Source organism: Cronobacter sp. EKM101R, from assembly GCF_963888145.1.
GTDB lineage: Bacteria > Pseudomonadota > Gammaproteobacteria > Enterobacterales > Enterobacteriaceae > Cronobacter > Cronobacter turicensis.
In genome coordinates this window covers 108,333-128,092 of record NZ_CAWPHW010000004.1, presented here as the reverse complement: position 1 = coordinate 128,092, position 19,760 = coordinate 108,333, and the positions used below count along the sequence as shown (strand labels likewise).

Here is a 19,760-nt window from a genome sequence, read left to right as displayed (position 1 = left end):
GGCTCCGACAGCGCCTCGCGCCCGGAGAGTTTCCAGAAAAGCAGCCCCTCGACCGGGAGCTGAACGGTGATTCGGTTGAGCATAGTCTTCATTCCATAATGTCTTATGCGATTGCGTGTGTAGCGGCAAAGCAGAAAGGGAGAAAACCCGCGGCATCAGAAATGATATCGCCTGCATAATCAGGAATTATGCAGGCGCGTGTCAGCGGGTAAGGTCGTGCAGGAATTATTTAACCGGGGTGGGCGGCCATTTTCCGCCGTGCTCAATGAGCTTCTCTTTTATTTCAGTGAGTTTTTGATACTCGTCGCTGCCCGCTTTTGCCCGCTTCAGGAAACGCTCAAGCTGGTTGCCCATCGTCCAGCCATTATTGGCCCGGATTTCCGGGTCGGCGCCTCTTTCCAGCAGCAGTAAAACATGGTCATAAGCATGGAAATTCAACGCCTCAAATACCAGTGAGCTGTTCAGTTCATCCGTAACATTGATATTGGCTCCCGCATCGAGCATGGCTTTCAGCGTGTCCGTATTTTTGGCTTTAATGGTTTCAAAAATAATGGGCTCATGGGACGTTTTATCTTTCGCGTCCGGCGATAAACCGCCGTCGAGCATCGCCTTGATCCAGTCACCGCTGTCAGCGTTGAGTACAAACTCAGCCGCGCTGCTTTGCCCCTGCGGACGCGGCTGGAGCGGATCGGCTCCGGCCTTAACCAGCACGGTAATGATCGTTAACTGGTCAGGTGTTTTTTTATCATTTAAGGCATTTCCCAGCGCCCAGAATAACGGTGTCATGTCCTGCTGGCCGGGTTTATTCAGGTCGGTTTCCGGCGCGAGTTTTTCGACGTCTTCAACCTTGCCGTCTTCGATAGCTTTAGCAAGCGTCAGTTGCTGGCCGCTGAAGTAGTCCTGCGGATTTAAATCCATATCTTGCTTACACCCCTGAATCATGAAGGTAAAACACAGCGCGAGGCAGCCCCAAAAGAGATTTTTCACAGGCGGCTCCCGATGATGGCAATGTCTTCGTCTTTTTGCTGTTCGATACAGTCAATCGCCTGCCCGATGCCATGGCGTTCAAGTGCGCTTCCCGTGCCGCCGGGCAGATCGTGTGGAATCCCCGCGGCATTTGGACTGAGCGCAGAAACGCCTTCTTTAAGCAGGGTCGGCACGGGAAGGCCTTTCATCGACTTAAGGTCTTCCCAGACATTCACTTCCTGCGCTTTCGTCAGCAACTCGCCCTCAACGCGGTAGGCCTGGATATCATCCGTTTTACCCAGAACAGTGCCGCCATATTTTTCCACGGTGTCGCTGTTGAGACCGGCGGCGTTGAAGGTCCAGCCCGGCTTGCCGCTGGCCATGGAGGTGGCGGAAGCCAGGCCGCCGCCCAGTGAGTGACCCGCGATATCCACGTTCTGGCCCGACATCGCCAGCTTATCGCCAATAGACACCGCATTCTGGTAATAGGTGGAATTCTTGCCCATCCCTTGTGCGAAGTTGTTCGACCAGTCAGCCCCGTTTTTAACCGGCGCCAGCTCGCCTTTATTCCAAAGCGAAGAGAGGTTATCTCCTATCGAGGCAAACTCTGGCTCCCTTGAGCCCCTGAAGACCACCGTCGGGTTCATGTCATTGCCAAAGACGGCCTGGTCAGGCTGGTAAACGCGCGCCAGAAAATTGGGCGAGGCGGGGTCGTCATACAGCATATTGCTTTTCAGGCCGAGCTTATTCAGGGCCGCGCTGTCATTACTGATATCCTTCCAGCCCTCCGGCACGCCGGGTGTGGTTTCCAGCGGGTTGACCGTCTTGTAGACGTTTTCCGCAAGCTTGGCTTTTTCGACGGCGATATTGTTCTCCGCCAGACGCTTCGCGGCGATCTGCGCATCGGGGTAGATACTGCCGCTGCCCTTGCTGATGAGATCTTTACGCGCCTGCCAGCGTTCCGCCTTGGTCATCGCTTTAAGCTGCGCGGCGGTCTGCTTCATATCTTTGCCTGGCGTCGCCAGCTCAGGGCCCGCTGCAGCTTTCGATTTCACCACCTGGGTTGGTCTGACGGTGGCTGGCGGCTGCGTGCCATAGGCTCGCACCATCGCGCCATAGCGAACGATAATGCTACCTAACGGAAACATCAGGGACCGGGGCGCGTGGGTCGGCTCCAGTTCGCCCTTCTTATTAATGTAGTAAAGCTCGGTGGTGGGCGACCAGGGCCGCGAGCTTTCATCAATCGCCACCAGGTTGCCATGCCAGAATTCATCGGCAATCAGCTTGCGTAAGTCACGCCCGGACTGATACGGGTTCGCACGGGTCGAAGGCTGAAACTGATCGTAACGCGAAAACAGCGTGCGCACGGTGTTATCCGGCACAGACATTATCCACTGCGCGGCGATGTCAGGACGCATAATCCTTTCAAACTGCGCAGGCGGAACGTTCTCGCGGAAAATAGAGACAATTTTGATGTGGTACATACGTGTTGTCCTGTAGCGGGTATTCGCCTGCCGGCATTAAGAGGAAAGAGCAAGCCGGAGTCAGGACGGGAGGCGTTGCGGGGAGAGCTGCGTAAGCGCAGCCCTGAACGCCTCCCGGTATCCTTACGGGTTTACAAGCCAGGTGCCCGGACGGGAGACATTGATGGTCTGACTGCGGGACTGGCCGCGACCTTTAATGATGAGCTCATAATTGCCGGTCGGCAGTTGCAGCGAGGCGAAGCCGTTCTCGGCAGGCGTCACGGTCTGCGTTTTGCCGTTAAGCGACAACTGCTCGCCCTCGCCCATGCGCACGTAAATCTGCGCCACCAGCGCGCCCTGTACCGGCGCGTTTTGCTCCGGCGCGGCGTCCTGCGTCGTCGTGGTCGCCGGCGCGGTCGTGGTGTTCTGTACTGGCGGCTGCGCAGGCGCTTGTTCACGCGGCGCGCTGTCGTCGCTGGCGGTGTCCGGCGCAGAGTTATCGTCGCCGCCGCTGAACAACAATCCGCCCGCAATCAGGCCCACCAGCACGCCCGCGGCAATTAGCCCTGGCACTTTGTAACGGCGCCAGCCCGTCGCGGCGGCCGGCGTTGTCTCTTCTTCTTCCACCGGCACCAGCATCGTGCCCGGCTTTTTCACGCTCATGACGTCATCGAGCCCGGCGACCGGCATTTCAATCAGCGCGGCGAATTCATCGATCGACTGCGGACGGTCTTCCATTTTCAGCGCCAGCGCGCGGTCGATGGCCTGTAACAGCGGCAGGGAGTAGCCTTCCGGGCGCAGCTCGGCGAGCGGACGGTAGCTGTCGGCGATGCTGCGCACCACGCTCACCGGCGGCGGCGAGCCCATAATCAGCGTATGCAGCACCGCGCCGAGCGCGTAGATATCGGTCCACGGGCCCTGCTCGCTTTCGTTGTCGTCGGTGTACTGCTCAATCGGCGCAAAGCCCGGACGCAGCATGGTTTCCGTCTCATCGGAGACGTTGCCGATACTGCGGCGCGCGGAGCCGAAATCCAGCAGCACCGGCAGGCCGTTATCCTGGATCTGGATGTTATCCAGCGAGATATCGCGGTGCAGGTAGCCTTCGTCATGAATCGTTTTGATGGCCCCGAACAGCATCGGCAACGTGCGGCGGATCCACGCCTCGTTGATCATCTCCGGGTGCTGTTTGCTCAGGCGCGACAACGTGGTGCCGCTGTAAAACACCGTGCCCATGTAGGCGGTGTCGTTTTGCACCCAGAAGCGCAGCACATGCAGCAGGTTCGGGTGGTTGAAGCGCGCCAGCAGACGCGCCTCCTGGATAAAGCTGTTCAGACCCGCGGTAAACGCTTTGCTGAAGCGGTCGCTGCGCAACACCAGGCGCATGTCGTCATTACGCACCGCCAGCGACGACGGCATAAACTCTTTAATCGCAATGGTACGCTCAAGCTGATGGTCCCAGGCGCGATAGACAATGCCGAAACCGCCACCACCAATCACTTCCTTAATTTCAAACTCATTGAAACGGTAACCAATCGGCAGGGCGTTGGGTACAGTCCGGTTGTTTTCGTAATCCGTCATGTTTGGAAAACTCTCTGCTTGATGATGGCGTTACGCCGCAAACTGACACTGAAACTCACCCTGCTCGAACGTCACGCGCAGACGGCGATATTTCTCGTCCTGCGCGCTGGCGGTGAGCAGTATCTGGCTCATCTGCGGCAGCAGGGTGTTGGTAAGAATCGCATCGACCATACGGCCGCCGGATTCCACCTCGGTGCAACGCGCCACAATCTGGGTAATTACGCTGTCGTCGAATTCGGAAATAATACCGTGATTTTCCTCAAGACGACGCTGGATCCGCTTAAGCTGCAATTTCACAATTTCGGCCAGCATCGCGTCGCTTAACGGATAATACGGCACAACCAGCAATCGGCCCAGCAATGCTGGCGGAAAAACCTGCAAAAGCGGCTGACGCAGCGCGCCGCTGAGCGCCTCCGGCTCCGGCATCAGGTCCGGGTCGGCGCACATGGCGCTGATAAGATCGGTGCCGACGTTAGACGTCAGGATGATAATCGTGTTGCGGAAATCGATATGACGCCCTTCGCCATCTTCCATCCAGCCTTTATCGAACACCTGGAAGAAAATCTCATGCACGTCCGGGTGCGCTTTTTCAATCTCATCGAGCAGCACGACGCTGTAAGGACGACGACGCACCGCTTCGGTCAGCACACCGCCTTCGCCGTAGCCCACGTAGCCCGGAGGCGCGCCTTTCAGCGTGGAGACCGTATGCGCCTCCTGGAATTCGCTCATGTTGATGGTGATAACGTTCTGCTCGCCGCCGTACAGCGACTCGGCGAGCGCCAGCGCGGTTTCGGTTTTACCGACGCCGGACGGGCCGCAGAGCATAAAGACGCCTACCGGTTTATTCGGGTCGTCGAGGCGCGCGCGGGAGGTGCGCACGCGTTTGGCGATAAGCTCAAGCCCGTGACGCTGACCGATAACGCGCTGGTTCAGCGTGTCGGCAAGCTTCAGCACCGCGTCGATTTCGTTTTTCACCATGCGGCCCAGCGGGATGCCGGTCCAGTCGGAGACGACCGCCGCAACGACGTTCGCGTCTACGGCGGCGAACAGCAGCGGCGCGTCGCCCTGCACGGCGGCCAGCGCTTTCTGGCGCTCCGCCAGCGTCTCGCGCAGCGCAGGCTGGGCTTCGTCGTCGGCCATATGCAGCTCGGCGCGCAGGGCGATAATCGCATCCACCAGCGCGCGCTCTTCTTCCCAGCGGGCGGTCAGGGCGTCGCGTTCGGCTTCCAGCGCTTCACGCTCGGCATTCAGACGCGCCACGCGCTCGCCGTCGCCCACAGCCACGCGCGCTTCGCGCTCGGCGATTTCCGCTTCGACATCCAGCGCCGCGATGCGGTGCAGGCAATCTTCTAACTGCGGCGGCGGCGCGCTCTGGCTGACGGCGACGCGCGCGCAGGCGGTATCCAGCAGCGCGACGGCTTTATCCGGCAGCTGGCGCGCCGGAATGTAGCGGTGCGACAGTTTCACCGCCGCGCTGACCGCTTCATCCAGCAGCAGCACGCGGTGATGTTTCTCCAGCGGCGAAACGGTGCTGCGCAGCATCAGCACGGCTTTTTCTTCGTCCGGCTCATGCACCTGCACAGTCTGGAAGCGGCGCGTCAGGGCCGGATCTTTCTCGATGTATTTTTTATATTCCGCCCAGGTGGTGGCGCCGATGGTACGCAGCTGACCGCGCGCCAGCGCCGGTTTCAGCAGGTTGGCGGCATCGCCGGTGCCCTGCTGGCCGCCCGCGCCGATAAGCGTGTGGATTTCGTCGATAAACAGCACAATCGGCGTGGCGCTGGACTGCACTTCATTGATAAGCCCCTGCAGACGCGCTTCAAATTCGCCTTTCATGCCCGCGCCCGCCTGCAACATGCCGATATCGAGCAGCCACAGCTGCACGTTTTGCAGCGGCTCCGGGACATCGCCTGCGGCGATACGGTGCGCCAGGCCTTCCACGACTGCGGTTTTACCCACGCCCGCTTCACCGGTCAGCAGCGGGTTGTTCTGACGGCGGCGCATCAGAATATCCACCATCTGGCGGATCTCTTCATCGCGCCCGACCACCGGGTCGATTTTGCCTTCTCGCGCACGCGCGGTGAGATCCTGGCCGTACTGCGCGAGCGTGCCCTGTTGCACCGGCGCGTTACCGGCGGCGTCCGGCGCGGCGGCGACCGCCTGCTGGGCTTCTTTGCTGCCCGCGAAGATCGCATCGAACTGCTCGACCAGCAGGTCGGCGCTGATGCGATTGAACTGGCTGGAGATGCCTTTCAGCACGTTCGCCAGGTTAAACGTTTTCAGAATGCCGATCAGCAGATGGCCGCCGCGAATGCGCGTCACGCCGAATTTCAGCGAGCCGTACACCCACGCGCGCTCCACCGCGCTGTCGATATGCTCCGAGAGATCGGAAACGGAACTTGCGCCGCGCGGCAGGCGATCCAGCGCCGCCACGATATCCCGGCTCAGCGCCTCTTCATCCAGTGAAAAATGGCGGATCAGATGTTGTAAATCCCCGTCCTGCTGCTGCATCAGCTGATGCAGCCAGTGCGCCAGCTCCACATACGGGTTGCCGCGCAGCTTGCAGAAGGAGGTGGCGCTTTCCAGCGAGGTAAACAACAGCGTATCCAGTTTGCCGAACAGTACGGCACGGCTGATTTCTGACATGATCGGTTCCGTTTGAAGATGATGAAGTGTGTGTCAGATAACGATGCCCCTCCCCGGCCGTTTCCTGCCAGGGAACGGCGGAAGACGGGGCAGGCATGAATTCTGGTGTTTGATGTAATTTACGCCCGGTTTTTTTCAGAAAATCGCGGGCGGGCATGACAATAAATTGGTTATTCCTCGCCCGTTCATTTCGTAAAGCATACGGGGCGAAGCATGTTAACTTTCCGCGCGAAAAACCAGATCGCCGCGCGGTTGCGGGGTGGGCTGCTTACCAAGCCAGGCGCTGTAGCCCAGACGGCCCGTGCCGCCAGGCGTGACGCCTTTCACCGCGTCGGCGCGCAGAATGACGCGCACCTCCCACTCATACTCAATGCCCATATACTGACGCACCCAGTCGCGCAGCGCCTCAACCCACGGCTCGCCGGGCAGAAACCGCTGATAGGTCTCTTCATCCAGCGGCCCGAGTTCAATGCGGAATTTATGCTGTACGTCGCGCACCGCCACGCCGAGAAACGCGGCGTTGCCCAGGCGCGGTATCCGGCGGCCCGCGCCAAGACGCGCTTTCTCACGCTCGGTTAACGGCATCCATTGCGGGATGTTCTGCACAATCGTCACCGGCACGCGGAAATAGTGGCGCAGGATTTTTTCGAGCCCTTCGGCGTCGCGCCCGTTGCGGGTCAGATGGCCGACCAGCGAATAGCGCGCGTGGTGGCTCAGGCTGCCCTTTTCCATCTGCCCCGGCTGGCCCATGCCGATAAGGGCGGCGAGGTATTTTTCAATGCGCGGCCCGTCGGCGCGGTCGAGCGACGCGGTCGGCTGGGCATCGGCCCAGGCGCGGTAGAAGAGTAGCGTCAGGCGGTGATGAAACAGATCCGCGAACGCGCTCAGGCTGTCATCCTGATGATGATACAGACGCTCGCGCGCATATTCAGTCAGGTGCATCGGCAGCGGGCCGTTCGGGCCAAACAGGCCGAAGCTTAAAATCGACACATCGTGCAGCGGCGTGTTGTCGCGCGGTTTCACCGCGGCGAGCGTCGAGGGCGCAAAGGCCATCGACGGCTGCTGGCCGATGCGCAGCGGCTCAAAGCGCGGCAGCGGCGCGCGGCCTAAACGGTAGCGTTCGCCACCCTGCGCGTCGAGACGGCGCAGCATCTGGAACAGATCGTAGCGCCACGGCGTGGCCATCATCTGTTGCCAGTAGTTTTCCGGCAGCCGGGACGCGCTTTTTACCGGCGCGTTCTGTGGCAGCGTCTCACTCATATCAGCGCCCTTTTACCCATCCGCGGGCCCCAGTAACCCACTTCGCCGCGCTGCTGGCTCTTGAGGGTGAACTCGGTGAAGCTGTTCATCGAGACCAGGCGTGCGAAGACCCGCTCCAGCACGCTGCCAAGCAGCCACGGGCTGGAGCCGGAAAACGCCTGTTCGTCGACGGTCATCGAAATCCCGACGCCGCGGGCGAAGACAATCGGGCCCGGCTCCGGCACGCGGCGATGCACCGGCTCCAGCACGCAGTGGCGAATGCCGTCAATCTGGCGCGCCACCGGCGCTTCCGCCAGGCGCGCGTAGAGGCCGAGCAGCTGACGCAGCGCGGCGGCGCCTTCGCCATCTTCGGCGTCCATCAGGCTTAAGTAGTTCATTTGCAGCTGGCTGATAAGCCGCCAGGTGCTGAATCCTTCGGCCAGCGCCGGACGCGGCGGCGTCGGCCCTTTGCGCATGGTAAGCGCGCGCACCGGCATGGAATCCGGCAGCACGAACTGGCCCATATCCTGCGCCAGCATCAGCGGCAGATCGCGGCTGGTGCACATCACTTCGGCGGTGATATAGCGCAGCTCGTCGCGCCAGGGCGCGTGGGTTGCATCCACCAGCGACACAAATGCCTCAGAGCCGATATACCCCGTACGCGTGCCGTAGCGCAGCGCATGTTCCGAGAGCGCGCGCTGTTCGCGGCGCATCGAAAAATACGCGCCGTAGTTGCCGCCGTCGCGGCTCCAGGTGCTCCAGAACGGGCGGAAAATCTGATCGTCGCGCTGGCCGTCTTCGCTGGCGTAAATTTTACTGACCGAGAAAATCTCGTAATCGAGCGGGCGAATGTTATCCACCACCAGGTGGTATTCGCTTAAGCCCTCGGTGAGCTTCTGGCGCTCGGCGATTTTCGGGAACAAATTGATGACCGGCGTGCAGTGCATCGCGAGGTGGCTTTTATCCACCACGCGCTCCAGCGGCGTGTCGGTTTTATCGAGCAGGATGATGATATCGAACGCGTTCGCCTGCCCGCTCTGCGCCAGCAGCTTGCTGATGCCGCGCAGGCTTAAGAACTGGAAGCGCGCCGGGAACGCGAAATATTCCTGCAACAGGCGGTAGCCGTCGAAGTTACGCAGATCGTCCGGCAGCAATGCCTGGTCGGCCTCAAAGCCTTCCTGACGCAGCGCGTCATCGTCGAGCACCACGCGTGACGGTTTCGGGCCGACGGTCTGACAGAAGATGCCGACGCGATGCTCCATCAGGAGCTCCAGCAGTTGCAGCGCCTGGATATCCGGCCCGCTCAGGAAGAAATCAAGGCGGTCGAAATCAAGATGGTTGAGCAGCACCGGGCCGTCGCACGCGATGCGCACGCGCAGGGCGCTGACCGCGCCGCGCTGGCTTAAGCCGAGCTGGCTTAACGGCGCGTCGGCCGGTACGCCGCCTAATTCCACCAGGCTGATATGCAGCGGCAGCAGGCGAACGTCATGGGCGGTAGCGTAGCTACAGGTGACGCCGTTCTTTTTCAGCAGCTGGCTGTCCATCATGGTGCCGCGCGGCACCACGAACCCGTTGCTCAAATCCCCTTTGGCGCTGTCCGGGTGCAGTTCGGCAATCGCCATCGACGGCGTCGGCGCCAGATAATTCGGCGCGAGCATCTCCAGCAGGCGCTGGGAGAAGCGCGGAAACTCGGCGTCCATTTTGAGCTGCACGCGGGAGGTGAGAAAGGCGAAGCCTTCCATCAGGCGCTCGATGTACGGGTCCGCGATTTCAATGCCGCGCATACCGAGCCTGCCCGCCACTTTCGGGTAGCGTTCGGCGAATTCCGCGCCCATTTCGCGCAGATACGCCAGCTCTCGGTTGTAGTATTCGAGCAGTTTACTGTCCATGTTTACCCCGCGTCTTTAAGCTCAAAATGGCCGTTTTCCAGATCCACATCGGTGCGGAACAGAAATTCGAGCGGCCAGGGCACGCACCACAGGCGGCCTTTAATCTCGATAGATAATACGTTGTGCAGGTCGAGCGATTTGGTGTCGCAGACGCAGCGCACCTGCAACCCCTGCGGCAGAATGCGCGGTTCGAAGTGCAAAATCGCCTCGGTAAGCCGCTGCTGGATGTCGCCCCACTCAATCTCCGACATCCGCTTGCCCGCGAGCGGGGCCACGCCGAAGTTAAACACCGAGCGGCGCACGTGGTCCACCCGGCTGAGATCCTGCTGCGCTTCGTTATTAATGGTGTTGAACAGCCACTGCAAATCGCGCAGGACCTGGCGACGCAGCGCGCTGTGGGAGACGAGATTGCTGTTCGCCGGCTCCTGACGCTTGTCCGGCGCGTTATCGGTCAGACGGTCCAGCAGCGAGGGCTGCATTTTGTCGCGCGCGGTGACCGTTGAGGCGTTGCGGCGCGAACGGTAGCCGTGGCGCAGCAGATCGCCGCTGTCGTCATCCTGATACGGTTTATTCATGCGATGCGTCGTCCGGCAGCCCGAAAGCGAGCATATCCAGCGTCAGCAGCGCGAACTCCTGTTCGCCGCTCAGCCAGACTTTCTGACCCGCGCCGAGATAATGAATGCCTTCCGCGTCCAGCGGCTGCCACTCGGTGGTGCGCGCCAGCAGGAAGCGATCTTCCGCGCCGGTTTCCAGCGGGTAGCGCGCCGGGATCTGGCACACCTGTTCGGTGCCGTCCACCAGCTGCACCATCGCGTGACGCCACACCAGATCGGTGACGCTCGCCGGGGCCTGGAAACGAACCGACGCGATAGCGCTGAACGGCACCCAGAAGTAGTTGCCGTTAACGATAAGCTCGCACACCGGCCCCAGACGCGCATCGCCGTCCATCAGCCAGTCAAAACGCACCGGCTCGCCGGGCGCATCGCCCGCCGCCAGCGTCAGCTCGCCGGGATTGGCCTCGGCCTGTTCCAGCGCGTCGTTGCGCAGGCTGCTTGCGCGCGCCGGGTCGGTTTCCGCCAGCGCTTTCAGCAGCAGATCCAGCCACGGCCACTGTTCGCCCGGCATCCGCGGACGCGCGCGGCCCGCCAGCACTTCGGCGCGCTGCTGCTCGCCTTCGATAGCCTGTTGCAGCAGCGTCACGGTCGGCTGCGCCTGGGGCGCCAGCGCGGCCCAGCTTTTCAGCTGGGTGAGCGCGCGGGTCCAGTTGGCGTTCAGGCAGAGAAACTGCACAAACGCGGCGCGGCGATCGGCGTTGCCCGGCTGGGCTTTGATGTCGGCCTCAAGGCGGCTCAGCGCGTCGCTGACGCTCGCGCCAGCCAGTTGTTGATACAGCGTGTTCATAACGGCTCCTGGCGGTTAACGGTCATTACAGCGCGCGGTAAGCGCCCGCCGCAGGGTCGCGCAGCTGCGGATGCAGCGCTTCGACCAACAGAATATTGAGCGTCGTGCCCGGCGCGACATAGCTGGACCAGACTTTGCGGACTTCTTCTAAGCGCGTGCGCAGACGCGCTTCGTCGCTGGCCTGCTCGCGGGAGATCTCAACCGCCACCGTGCCCTGCGCCTGCCAGACGTTCTGCTCGCTGTTATACGGCAGGATCATCCAGCTCTGGGCGGAGCGGCCATCGCTGACGACCATGCGCTCGTTATTAACGCTGGTGATAAGCAGGTTATCGGCGTCGACGCCCGCATTAATGCCGACAATCGGGAAACCGTGTACGAAGGTCACCGCGACTTTTTTCTCGCCCGCTTCGCCCATCTGAGTGACTTCGCTGCGGCCATTCAGCCAGCCGCCTTTTTCGCAGATGCCGTCGTCTTTCGCCGGAATAAACAGCGCTTTGGCGTCCGCGCCGCCTTTCCAGAAGGTGCGCAGGTGGCAGCCGTCCTGAAGGTTAAATTCGAGCCACGGCGTGCGGTCCGCTGGCGGAGAGAGATCTTCCGGGCGGCCCTGCGGCAGGGTATCGGCGGTGGTCGGCGTCGCGGTGGCGGCGGCCGTGGTCTGCTCGGGCTCGGTTTGCGGCGTCACCACCGGATTCCACTCGCCGCTTTTGGTGGCCGTACCATGCGCCAGCGCTTTGCCCTGGGTGTCGTTCAGCTGCCAGCGTACGGTTTTCAGCTTGCCGCACTGGCTTTCCAGCAGCGAGCCGAGACGCGGCATAAAGTTATCCAGCACCTTCGGCGTTTTATCGCCGCTGGTCACGATGCGCAGCGGCAGCTCAGGGCCGCACCAGCTTTGCGGCGTGTTGTCTTTAATGTTGTCTACCCAGACATCCAGTTTCAGGGTATTTGACTGAACGATACGGTAATTATCTGCCCAGACGCTGGATGACGCCGCAAGCAGAGCCAGACCCGGAAGCCAAAGTTTCATAAAAGTCCTTGTTAGCCTTTAATCTCGAAGAGGGAAAAACTGCGCTGCGTCAGAGAGCGTATGCAGCAGCGTCGTATCCTGGGGCGATCCTACCCAGACCGCTACGGCGCTGTAATTATCCTGCTTATCATGCCCCTGCTCACCATTTTTCAACAGTATTTGATTCATCAGAGTGAGCCATTCATCTGGGGTATTCACCATATGAAGGGATTTTTTCATCTGTTCTTCGCTCACGCCGTGCCAGAAACCGTCGGTGCAAAGCAAAAACGCGTCGCCGTCTTCAATCGGCACTACATCACTGTAGCTTGCCTCGCGCCCTTCATCGCCCATGCCGAGCGCGAAATAGAGCAGGTTGCTGTTCACGCCGTCAGTCTGGTGCCCGGCGTCTTTCATCTGCTGCACCAGGCTGTGATCGGTCGTGACGTGATAGAGCCAGCCGCGGCGAAACAGATACAGGCGGCTGTCGCCCGCGTGCGCCCAGTACGCCAGATGATAGTCGCGGTCGATAAACAGGCTCACCAGCGTCGTGCCCATGCGGTGATAATCCTGCACCGCCTTTTGCTCGGCGCGGATAGCGTGGTTCGCCTGATTCACATACTCGCGGATGTATTGCGCGTTAAGATGCTGCTCCCCGTCGAAACGCGAGAGAATGGCATTGCGCGCAAGCGCCGCGGCGACGTCGCCACCCGGCAGGCCGGCGATCCCGTCGCACACCACGAAGCAGGCGGAGCGTTCGCCGATGGTCTCTCCGGTCTGATCCTGGTTGCTGGCGCGCTCGCCCTGTCTGGAGAGTGAGGCCGTGCTGATATTCATTCTTCTTCCGATCCGCTTTGTGAGTCTTTGTACTGATTCACTTCCATGTCATAAGCGTGCAGGAAGGCTTCGCCGAACAGGGTATGGAAATCGTCCTCGATTTCACCGGCGGTATCGCTGTAATGACGCACAAAGTAATCCCACAGCGCGGCTTTGCGGCTCGCCGGCAGCGCCAGACGAGAGATAGCGCCGTCGCGCTTCGCCTCTTCTTCCAGCTGCTCCGGGTTAAAGGATTGCAGCATGGCGGCGATGATGGCGCGGATACCGGCTATCATCCCAAGCTGGTGGGCCTGGAGATCGATAAGCGCGTCGCGCACCGATTTTTTCGGCGGCATAAAGCCCGGCATACGGGTGCCGAACATCTGCATCAGCACGGTTTTACCCGACGGCAGCAGTTTGAACGGGTTGTTCGCGTCATCCAGCACCATCGTCATGTCGGCTTTCACGCCGCGCTTGAGGATCGAGCGCGAGGAGAGCAGCGCCACGGTGCCCTGCGAGAACATGCTGAGCATCTGGCCGAGCTGGCGCATATTGTCGCGGTCGAACTGCGGCGTCGGTTGCAGCTCGCCAAGGCCCATGCCTTCCAGCAGCGCCTCCAGCAGCTCGCCGTTCAGCACGTCGCCGTTAGACGCCGTCGGCACGCCGCCCTGGCTGGTCGGCGACTGCACCGGGTCGATACGCAGGCGGCCTTTTGGCGTCTGCGCGGCGCTGCGCACCACCGTCTGCGGCGTCGGCAGTGTAATACCGGCGTAATCCTGCACGTCCGGCGGCGTCGGCTGCACTTCCACGCGCGTGACCGGATCTTCCGGCACTTCTTCCGGGAACAGCGGCGAACCGGCGAGCGAGGCCAGATCCAGCGAATCGTCGGCGTTCGGCGCGAGCGGCGAGGTCGTCATCTCCGGCTGCGGTTTTTCCGGCTGCGGTTTTTCTTGTGAAGCCTGCGGTTTAACCGGTTCAGCGTCCGGTTGCGCGGACGGCGGCGGCGTCAATGGCGCGGCGCCTGCGTTAAGCTCATCCGGCGGCGTCAGCGGCACGGCGCCGCCCATCATCAGGCCGAGCGGATCGTCGCTGCGGCTCTGTACCGGCGTGGAGCCCACGCCGCCAAACAGCGCCAGCGGATCGAGCTCTTCTTCATTCTCTTTATGCGGCGCCTGCGGCTTCGCGGCCTGACGGTTGTCAGACGGCGGCACCAGCGTGGTCGGCGTCACATCGTTGAAAATGCTGTCTTTATCGAACGGCGTGTCGTCTTTAAACAGGCTGTCCGGGTTGACCCTTTCATTGCCGAACAGCGGCTCGTTGCCGCCGCTCTGGAAGTGCGCCAGCGGATCTTCCGGGTTGCGATCCACCTCTTTCGGGGCGTTGAACGGGTTAAACGGCTGCGCTTCCGGCGTTTTCGGGCGGGCGCTCTGGGTCTGCCCCTGGCTGATGCTGTCGGAGATAGAAAACTCCTGCATCAGGCTGTCCCAGATTTCGGTCGGCACCGCCGTCGGCGCGTTGTCCTGCGCGTCGGCTTTCTGCGGCTGCTGCGATTGCGGTTGCGCAGGCTGCGGCGCCTGAGGCTGCTGCGGCGCAACGTGCGGTTTCGGCGCGGCCATCGCGATGACCGGCTGCGCGCTCAGCGCCAGATCGCTGACCTGAATGCGGTAGTCGTCAATGCCCAGCACGTCGCCGTCCTGTAGCTCAACCTGACGGCCGCGCTCCAGCGGAATATCGTTCAGCACGACGCGGGTGACGTTGCCGCGGTTGGTAATGCGGCACTCGCCGTCGGCGGAGATATGGACAATCGCCTGCAGGCGGGAAATCGTTCTTTCGTTATCCGGCAGTACCAGATTGTTATCCGTACCACGGCCAATCGTGCCGCCCGGCGGGTAGAAGTCACAGCTGCTCTGAGGAGGCTGGTGGCCGGGCTTGTTGGTAGTAATCGTGAATCGCATAGCGTATTCCTGCCTGGGGTTATTAGCGCTCAAACGTCGTGGGTCTTATCAGACGTCCGACGTTTGCGTGCTAAGGAACAGAGCCGCGCCTGCGCGCTGCCCGTGACTGCCTGTCGTGGTGCCTCGCGCCTCACAACCGGACGAGATTATTCTATTGATAAGATGTATGTAAGCGCTATTAACATCATCGCTGCGCATAAACATAGTTGCTGTCGCGCCTGGCTGTGGGACATGTTTTATCTTTTGCCGCAAAGGCTGAAACGTAGGGCGAGTAAGCGAAGCGCACCCGCCTTAACTCACCGCGCCTGCTGTGCTGCGGATTTCTGATACAGCGCCGTAATCTCCGGGCTATGCGCAATCAGCGAGCATTTCAGCACCCGGTAATCGCTTTTCGCTGTGCCGCCCGCGGGCGTTTTCAGCGCCTGGGTGATAAGCGTATCCGCTTCATTGAACGCCTCAACCGGTAACTCGCTCGCCTCCAGCCAGGCAGCGGCGCTGGCGTTGGCGTCCTCTTTCAGCGCGGCGCTGTCGGCGATGTAGCCCATGCAGCGGTTCTGTACCCACTCGGTAAAAATCTGCGGCTGCGTGAATTCGCTGACGGATGCCAGCGGTTGCGCCAGCGCGGCGTGGAAAGACAACGCGAAAACCGTGAAAGCGGCGATACGTGTTTTTAACATGATGAATTTTCTCGCAGCCCGCTTACTGGTCCGGCTGATTTTTATAACGGCGTATGAGCGCGTCCAGTTCGTGGCTGTGCATGAAATCAATGCATTTCGCGAGCGTCATCGGCTCGCCCGACTGGCTACCATACGTTTTCTCAAGAAAGGTTTTACCAAGCGCAATGACCGCCGTATGCGCCTCAAGCGAATAATCCCCGAACTCCAGATAGCCTCTCGCTGCGGCCGCCGCGTCGTTTTTCACTTCTTCAGACTGATAGCCCTGCGCAATACAGGTGCTCAGGGCGTAATTTCTTAGATACTCTTCCGGGCTGTATGTGGTGGTGCGGGCTAACGCCTGCGACACGAACAACCCTGTAAAAATAAATGCCACACAGAACTGCTTCACCATCCCTGATCCCTGAAAAGGTAAAGTGAGCCCTTGCGGGCTCACTATGATTACGCTTCTTTGTTTTCTTTGATGTTCCAGCCAGCGCTGGTTTCTGCGCCTTTACCGCCGGTCGCAGTCTGCTCCCAGTACTGCTGTTTCACTTTCGCAGCCTGGAATGCATAAGTAACGCCAACGGTGTCGCCGTTATCAGCACCGGTGTACTGAACGGAAGTCACCAGCACATCTTCCAGAGTGATACGGGTGTATTCCACCTGCTGGCCGCCCGCTTTGCAGACAGACAGCTCAACTTTGGTCAGGTGCTTACCGCTGGAGCAGTGCTTCAGGATAGCGGTGGTGGATTTGTCGATCAGCGCGTTAACGTGCAGATCGTTGAAATTCACTTTACCGGCACCGCCGCCGCCGCCCACGCTCATATTACCCGGCTGGGATGCGCCCCAGGAAAAAGAGGTGATGTCGGTCCAGCCGGTGTGGTTAGAATCTTTAGATTCGCCGGTTACACCGTCTACTTTCAGGAACATATCAATAGCCATAATATTTACTCTTCGTTAATGACGATTATTGCTTTCGAAAAAGCGCTTAATATGGCAAACAGGAAAGCATGGGGCTGAATAAAACCATCCATATTTTACCTCTGCCTCTCAGCCTGACAGCATGTTTATTCCGTCAGGCGATCTCAGCAGCCCGCCCGAAGCGAGCCGCTAAAATAGGTGATTAATTACTGCTGATATAACGGTCTTATTTGTCAGCTTTATTGCGACAAGGGAAATAATACTTAAGCGCTTCGAGCATCAGGACACTGGCTTTCTCTTTAAGCCGTTCTGGCGGTAATTTTTCAAAATAACCGTATGTCCATTCTCGAAGCGTTGATGGCATCGTTATTTTACTTTTGCACCATCCCATCCCTTCCGTCGCATCAAACAGGCCCAGCAAATAGATCTGCGCCTGTAGCGAGGCTTCTTCATCGGCCCTGTCATTCCAGGCGCTTAAGAGTTGTTCGCCTGTCACGTTGCCTCTGTCTGGATCGAAACGGTTTTTTTGGCTCTCATCGGGTTCGATAACCCAGATACCCGCCAGCGCGGGTGCGCTTAACAGCGCTACGCTCAGTAATGACGCCCGAAAAAAAGAACGTTTCATGAATTTCCTTATTCGTTATTTCCTGAAAGATCCGAGGCGATTTAATCGCTCTACCATGAGGGGTTGTCTTGTGCCCATGTATGGCGAGAGTCACCAACCAGAGCTTCTTTACTTAACTGTTCCAGCGCCTGACTGTGATAAAGACGTAAACAATTAAGCGTAACGCCCTTAATGGGACGTCCTGCTAATGCCTCCGTAGAAAAACCATTTTGCTGATCGCGATATTTCAGGATGAGCGCATTGACCTTTTCATTTCCCGTGTCGATGTCTAAAGGTATCCATTGCATTAAGGCATAAGCACTGAAGCCCGCATCGGTACTAAAAGCGCTGTCGTCAGTGGAAACCTGCGCCAGGCAGCGAGCCAGCACCATGTCTTTAAAGACCTGCTTATAAGGTAAGACTTTGATAAACGCAGCCGGATCCTGCGGCTGCGCCTGAATGCTGAGCGCCGCAGTGAGACCTGCGGCGAGACATAATACTTTCTGAATTAAAGACATATTCCGTCCCTGGAACGTACCGGGCCAGCGGCCCGGCCATTATTTATTACGCCTCATTGCTCTTCAGCGACGGCAGTTTGGAGACCAGACGCAGAGAAACGGTCAGGCCTTCCAGCTGGTAGTGCGGACGCAGGAAGAACTTGGCGGCGTAGTAGCCCGGGTTGTCCTCGATCTCCTGAACCTGCACCTCGGCCGCGGCCAGCGGCTTGCGGGATTTGGTTTCCTGAGAGGAGTTCGCCGGGTCGCCGTCCACATAGTTCATCACCCAGTCGTTCAGCCAGCGTTCCATTTCGTCGCGCTCGCGGAAAGAACCGATCTTGTCGCGAACGATGCACTTGAGGTAGTGCGCGAAACGGCAGCAGGCGAACAGGTACGGCAGGCGGGCTGCCAGACGGGCGTTCGCGGTGGCGTCCGGATCGTGGTATTCCGCCGGTTTTTGCAGCGACTGCGCGCCGATGAAGGCGGCGAAGTCGGAGTTTTTACGGTGGATCAGCGGCATAAAGCCGTTTTTCGCCAGTTCCGCTTCGCGACGGTCGCTGATGGCGATTTCGGTCGGGCATTTCATGTCCACGCCGCCGTCGTCGCTCGGGAAGGTGTGACACGGCAGGTTTTCTACCGCGCCGCCCGATTCCACGCCGCGAATGGAGGTGCACCAGCCGTACTCTTTAAAGGAACGGTTGATGTTGGCCGCCATCGCATAGGCCGCGTTGGACCAGTTGTAGTTGCTGTGGTTCGCGCCGTCGGTCTCTTCTTCGAAGTCGAAGCTGTCCACCGGGTTGGTGCGAATGCCATACGGCAGGCGCGACAGGAAGCGCGGCATGACGAGGCCCAGATAACGCGCATCTTCCGACTCGCGCAGGCTGCGCCAGGCGGCGTACTCGGTGTTCTGGAAGATTTTGGTCAGGTCGCGCGGGTTCGCCAGCTCCTGCCAGGATTCCATCTGCATCACGCTCGGCGCGGTGCCGGTGATGAACGGGCAGTGCGCCGCCGCGCCGATGCGCGCCATTTCGCTCAGCAGTTCAACATCCTGCGGGCTGTGGTCGAAGTAATAGTCGCCCACCAGGCAGCCGAACGGCTCGCCGCCGAACTGGCCATACTCTTCTTCGTAGATTTTCTTGAAGATCGGGCTCTGGTCCCAGCCCACGCCCTTAAAGCGTTTCAGGGTGCGGCCCAGCTCCTGCTTGGAGATGCTCATAAAGCGGATTTTCAGCATCTCGTCGGTTTCAGTGTTGTTGACCAGATAGTTCAGGCCACGCCAGGCGCTTTCCAGCTTCTGGAACTCGTCGTGGTGAATAATCTGGTTAACCTGCTGAGACAGCTTCTCGTCGATACCGGCAATCAGGTTCTGAATGGTGCGGTAGGTGTCGTTTGAGAAGGTGACGGTGTTTTCCAGCGCCTGCTGAGCCAGGGTTTTTACCGCGTTTTCGACGGCCGAACGCGCCTGGTCGGTTTTCGGGCGAAACTCTTTGCTGAGCAGCGCGCTGAATTCGTCCTGGCTGAACGCCTGCTGCGACTGCAGCTCTTGTTGCTGAGAAGAATTGCTCATCGATTACTCCTCGTTACCTTTCGTGCCATCGTCATTTTTCGGCATCTGGCTCAGTGATTTGAGCAGCGTCGGATCCTGAAGCACTTTCGCGATAAGCTCTTCGGCGCCGTTTTTACCGTCCATGTAGGTCAGCAGGTTAGAAAGTTGAGTACGGGCTTCCAGCAGCTTGTTCAGCGGCTCGACCTTACGCGCGACGGCGTCCGGCAGGAAGTCGTCCATGCTGTCGAACGTCAGATCGATACTCAGTTTGCCTTCGCCGGTCAGGGTGTTGTCCACCTGGAACGCCACGCGCGGCTTGAGCGCTTTCATACGCTCGTCGAAGTTATCGATATCAATCTCAAGGAATTTACGTTCGTCCACCGCAGGCTGCGGATCGACCGGCTTCCCGACCAGGTCGGCAAACACGCCCATCACAAACGGAAGCTGAATTTTGCGTTCCGCGCCGTAGATTTCCACGTCGTACTCGATCTGCACGCGCGGCGCGCGGTTACGGGCGATAAATTTCTGCCCACTGTTACTCATTGGCATGATGTTCTCCATCGAAGATGCGCGGTGAATTTCG

Annotated in this window: 18 protein-coding genes; all 18 read right to left on the bottom strand. The window is 59.8% G+C overall.

The window, feature by feature from the left end; genetic code table 11:
- Window positions 1-225: 225 nt before the first annotated feature.
- Window positions 226-987 (bottom strand): ankyrin repeat domain-containing protein, encoded by a 762-nt coding sequence (locus tag AACV31_RS05825; protein ID WP_165156521.1) that lies wholly within the window; start codon window positions 985-987, stop codon window positions 226-228.
- Complete coding sequence (locus tag AACV31_RS05820; RefSeq protein ID WP_165156519.1) at window positions 984-2,450, bottom strand: phospholipase; 1,467 nt, start codon at window positions 2,448-2,450, stop codon at window positions 984-986. Before AACV31_RS05820 ends, AACV31_RS05825 begins: the two co-directional genes overlap by 4 nt.
- A 123-nt stretch (window positions 2,451-2,573) precedes the next feature.
- The gene (locus AACV31_RS05815) at window positions 2,574-4,007 is read right to left on the bottom strand and encodes a serine/threonine protein kinase (protein WP_075198980.1); all 1,434 of its coding nucleotides are present in this window, start codon (window positions 4,005-4,007) and stop codon (window positions 2,574-2,576) included.
- 30 nt (window positions 4,008-4,037) lie between these two features.
- A complete protein-coding gene (gene tssH, locus AACV31_RS05810) occupies window positions 4,038-6,653 on the bottom strand; it encodes a type VI secretion system ATPase TssH (RefSeq protein WP_161589939.1) in 2,616 nt (871 codons plus the stop codon).
- Window positions 6,654-6,869: 216 nt separating this feature from the next.
- Window positions 6,870-7,913: a type VI secretion system baseplate subunit TssG gene (tssG, locus tag AACV31_RS05805; protein ID WP_165156517.1), complete on the bottom strand. Its 1,044-nt coding sequence runs from the start codon at window positions 7,911-7,913 to the stop codon at window positions 6,870-6,872.
- Window positions 7,910-9,781 carry a type VI secretion system baseplate subunit TssF gene (tssF, locus tag AACV31_RS05800; protein ID WP_012814768.1) on the bottom strand — a complete coding sequence of 624 codons (1,872 nt, stop codon included), beginning with the start codon at window positions 9,779-9,781 and terminating at the stop codon, window positions 7,910-7,912. Before tssF ends, tssG begins: the two co-directional genes overlap by 4 nt.
- Before the next feature lie 2 nt (window positions 9,782-9,783).
- Window positions 9,784-10,356 (bottom strand): type VI secretion system baseplate subunit TssE, encoded by a 573-nt coding sequence (gene tssE, locus AACV31_RS05795; protein WP_007703894.1) that lies wholly within the window; start codon window positions 10,354-10,356, stop codon window positions 9,784-9,786.
- Window positions 10,349-11,182, bottom strand: a complete 834-nt coding sequence (locus tag AACV31_RS05790; protein ID WP_165156515.1) for a type VI secretion system accessory protein TagJ — start codon at window positions 11,180-11,182, stop codon at window positions 10,349-10,351. The genes tssE and AACV31_RS05790 overlap by 8 nt, the downstream gene beginning before the upstream one ends.
- A 25-nt stretch (window positions 11,183-11,207) precedes the next feature.
- On the bottom strand, window positions 11,208-12,206 hold the full coding sequence (locus tag AACV31_RS05785; protein WP_075199363.1) for a hypothetical protein: 999 nt from the start codon (window positions 12,204-12,206) through the stop codon (window positions 11,208-11,210).
- An 18-nt stretch (window positions 12,207-12,224) separates the two neighbouring features.
- The gene (locus AACV31_RS05780; RefSeq protein WP_038858490.1) at window positions 12,225-13,019 is read right to left on the bottom strand and encodes a PP2C family protein-serine/threonine phosphatase; all 795 of its coding nucleotides are present in this window, start codon (window positions 13,017-13,019) and stop codon (window positions 12,225-12,227) included.
- Entirely contained in the window at window positions 13,016-14,953 is a 1,938-nt protein-coding gene (gene tagH, locus AACV31_RS05775) for a type VI secretion system-associated FHA domain protein TagH (protein WP_165156513.1), read from the bottom strand. Before tagH ends, AACV31_RS05780 begins: the two co-directional genes overlap by 4 nt.
- A 296-nt stretch (window positions 14,954-15,249) precedes the next feature.
- Window positions 15,250-15,630: a T6SS amidase immunity protein Tai4 family protein gene (locus tag AACV31_RS05770; RefSeq protein WP_175572648.1), complete on the bottom strand. Its 381-nt coding sequence runs from the start codon at window positions 15,628-15,630 to the stop codon at window positions 15,250-15,252.
- A 22-nt stretch (window positions 15,631-15,652) separates the two neighbouring features.
- Window positions 15,653-16,021 (bottom strand): T6SS amidase immunity protein Tai4 family protein, encoded by a 369-nt coding sequence (locus AACV31_RS05765; RefSeq protein WP_165156511.1) that lies wholly within the window; start codon window positions 16,019-16,021, stop codon window positions 15,653-15,655.
- A gap of 47 nt (window positions 16,022-16,068) precedes the next feature.
- Window positions 16,069-16,551, bottom strand: a complete 483-nt coding sequence (locus tag AACV31_RS05760) for an Hcp family type VI secretion system effector (RefSeq protein WP_004386969.1) — start codon at window positions 16,549-16,551, stop codon at window positions 16,069-16,071.
- Between the two features lie 205 nt (window positions 16,552-16,756).
- Entirely contained in the window at window positions 16,757-17,155 is a 399-nt protein-coding gene (locus AACV31_RS05755) for a Rap1a/Tai family immunity protein (RefSeq protein WP_165156509.1), read from the bottom strand.
- Between the two features lie 50 nt (window positions 17,156-17,205).
- On the bottom strand, window positions 17,206-17,652 hold the full coding sequence (locus AACV31_RS05750; protein ID WP_165156507.1) for a T6SS amidase immunity protein Tai4 family protein: 447 nt from the start codon (window positions 17,650-17,652) through the stop codon (window positions 17,206-17,208).
- 46 nt (window positions 17,653-17,698) lie between these two features.
- Window positions 17,699-19,198 (bottom strand): type VI secretion system contractile sheath large subunit, encoded by a 1,500-nt coding sequence (gene tssC, locus AACV31_RS05745; protein ID WP_007765912.1) that lies wholly within the window; start codon window positions 19,196-19,198, stop codon window positions 17,699-17,701.
- A gap of 3 nt (window positions 19,199-19,201) precedes the next feature.
- On the bottom strand, window positions 19,202-19,726 hold the full coding sequence (tssB, locus tag AACV31_RS05740; RefSeq protein ID WP_007713494.1) for a type VI secretion system contractile sheath small subunit: 525 nt from the start codon (window positions 19,724-19,726) through the stop codon (window positions 19,202-19,204).
- Window positions 19,727-19,760 lie beyond the last annotated feature (34 nt).

Excerpts from the sequence above, each read along its gene's own strand:
- AACV31_RS05785 (WP_075199363.1), bottom strand. The coding sequence starts at position 12,206 with ATGAAACTTTGGCTTCCGGGTCTGGCTCTGCTTGCGGCGTCATCCAGC.
- tssC (WP_007765912.1), bottom strand. The coding sequence starts at position 19,198 with ATGAGCAATTCTTCTCAGCAACAAGAGCTGCAGTCGCAGCAGGCGTTC.
- tssG (WP_165156517.1), bottom strand. The coding sequence starts at position 7,913 with ATGAGTGAGACGCTGCCACAGAACGCGCCGGTAAAAAGCGCGTCCCGG.
- AACV31_RS05820 (WP_165156519.1), bottom strand. The coding sequence starts at position 2,450 with ATGTACCACATCAAAATTGTCTCTATTTTCCGCGAGAACGTTCCGCCT.
- AACV31_RS05760 (WP_004386969.1), bottom strand. The coding sequence starts at position 16,551 with ATGGCTATTGATATGTTCCTGAAAGTAGACGGTGTAACCGGCGAATCT.
- AACV31_RS05750 (WP_165156507.1), bottom strand. The coding sequence starts at position 17,652 with ATGTCTTTAATTCAGAAAGTATTATGTCTCGCCGCAGGTCTCACTGCG.
- AACV31_RS05815 (WP_075198980.1), bottom strand. The coding sequence starts at position 4,007 with ATGACGGATTACGAAAACAACCGGACTGTACCCAACGCCCTGCCGATT.
- tssH (WP_161589939.1), bottom strand. The coding sequence starts at position 6,653 with ATGTCAGAAATCAGCCGTGCCGTACTGTTCGGCAAACTGGATACGCTG.
- AACV31_RS05765 (WP_165156511.1), bottom strand. The coding sequence starts at position 16,021 with ATGGTGAAGCAGTTCTGTGTGGCATTTATTTTTACAGGGTTGTTCGTG.
- tssE (WP_007703894.1), bottom strand. The coding sequence starts at position 10,356 with ATGAATAAACCGTATCAGGATGACGACAGCGGCGATCTGCTGCGCCAC.
- tagH (WP_165156513.1), bottom strand. The coding sequence starts at position 14,953 with ATGCGATTCACGATTACTACCAACAAGCCCGGCCACCAGCCTCCTCAG.
- AACV31_RS05780 (WP_038858490.1), bottom strand. The coding sequence starts at position 13,019 with ATGAATATCAGCACGGCCTCACTCTCCAGACAGGGCGAGCGCGCCAGC.
- AACV31_RS05770 (WP_175572648.1), bottom strand. The coding sequence starts at position 15,630 with ATGTTAAAAACACGTATCGCCGCTTTCACGGTTTTCGCGTTGTCTTTC.
- tssF (WP_012814768.1), bottom strand. The coding sequence starts at position 9,781 with ATGGACAGTAAACTGCTCGAATACTACAACCGAGAGCTGGCGTATCTG.
- AACV31_RS05755 (WP_165156509.1), bottom strand. The coding sequence starts at position 17,155 with ATGAAACGTTCTTTTTTTCGGGCGTCATTACTGAGCGTAGCGCTGTTA.
- tssB (WP_007713494.1), bottom strand. The coding sequence starts at position 19,726 with ATGCCAATGAGTAACAGTGGGCAGAAATTTATCGCCCGTAACCGCGCG.
- AACV31_RS05790 (WP_165156515.1), bottom strand. The coding sequence starts at position 11,182 with ATGAACACGCTGTATCAACAACTGGCTGGCGCGAGCGTCAGCGACGCG.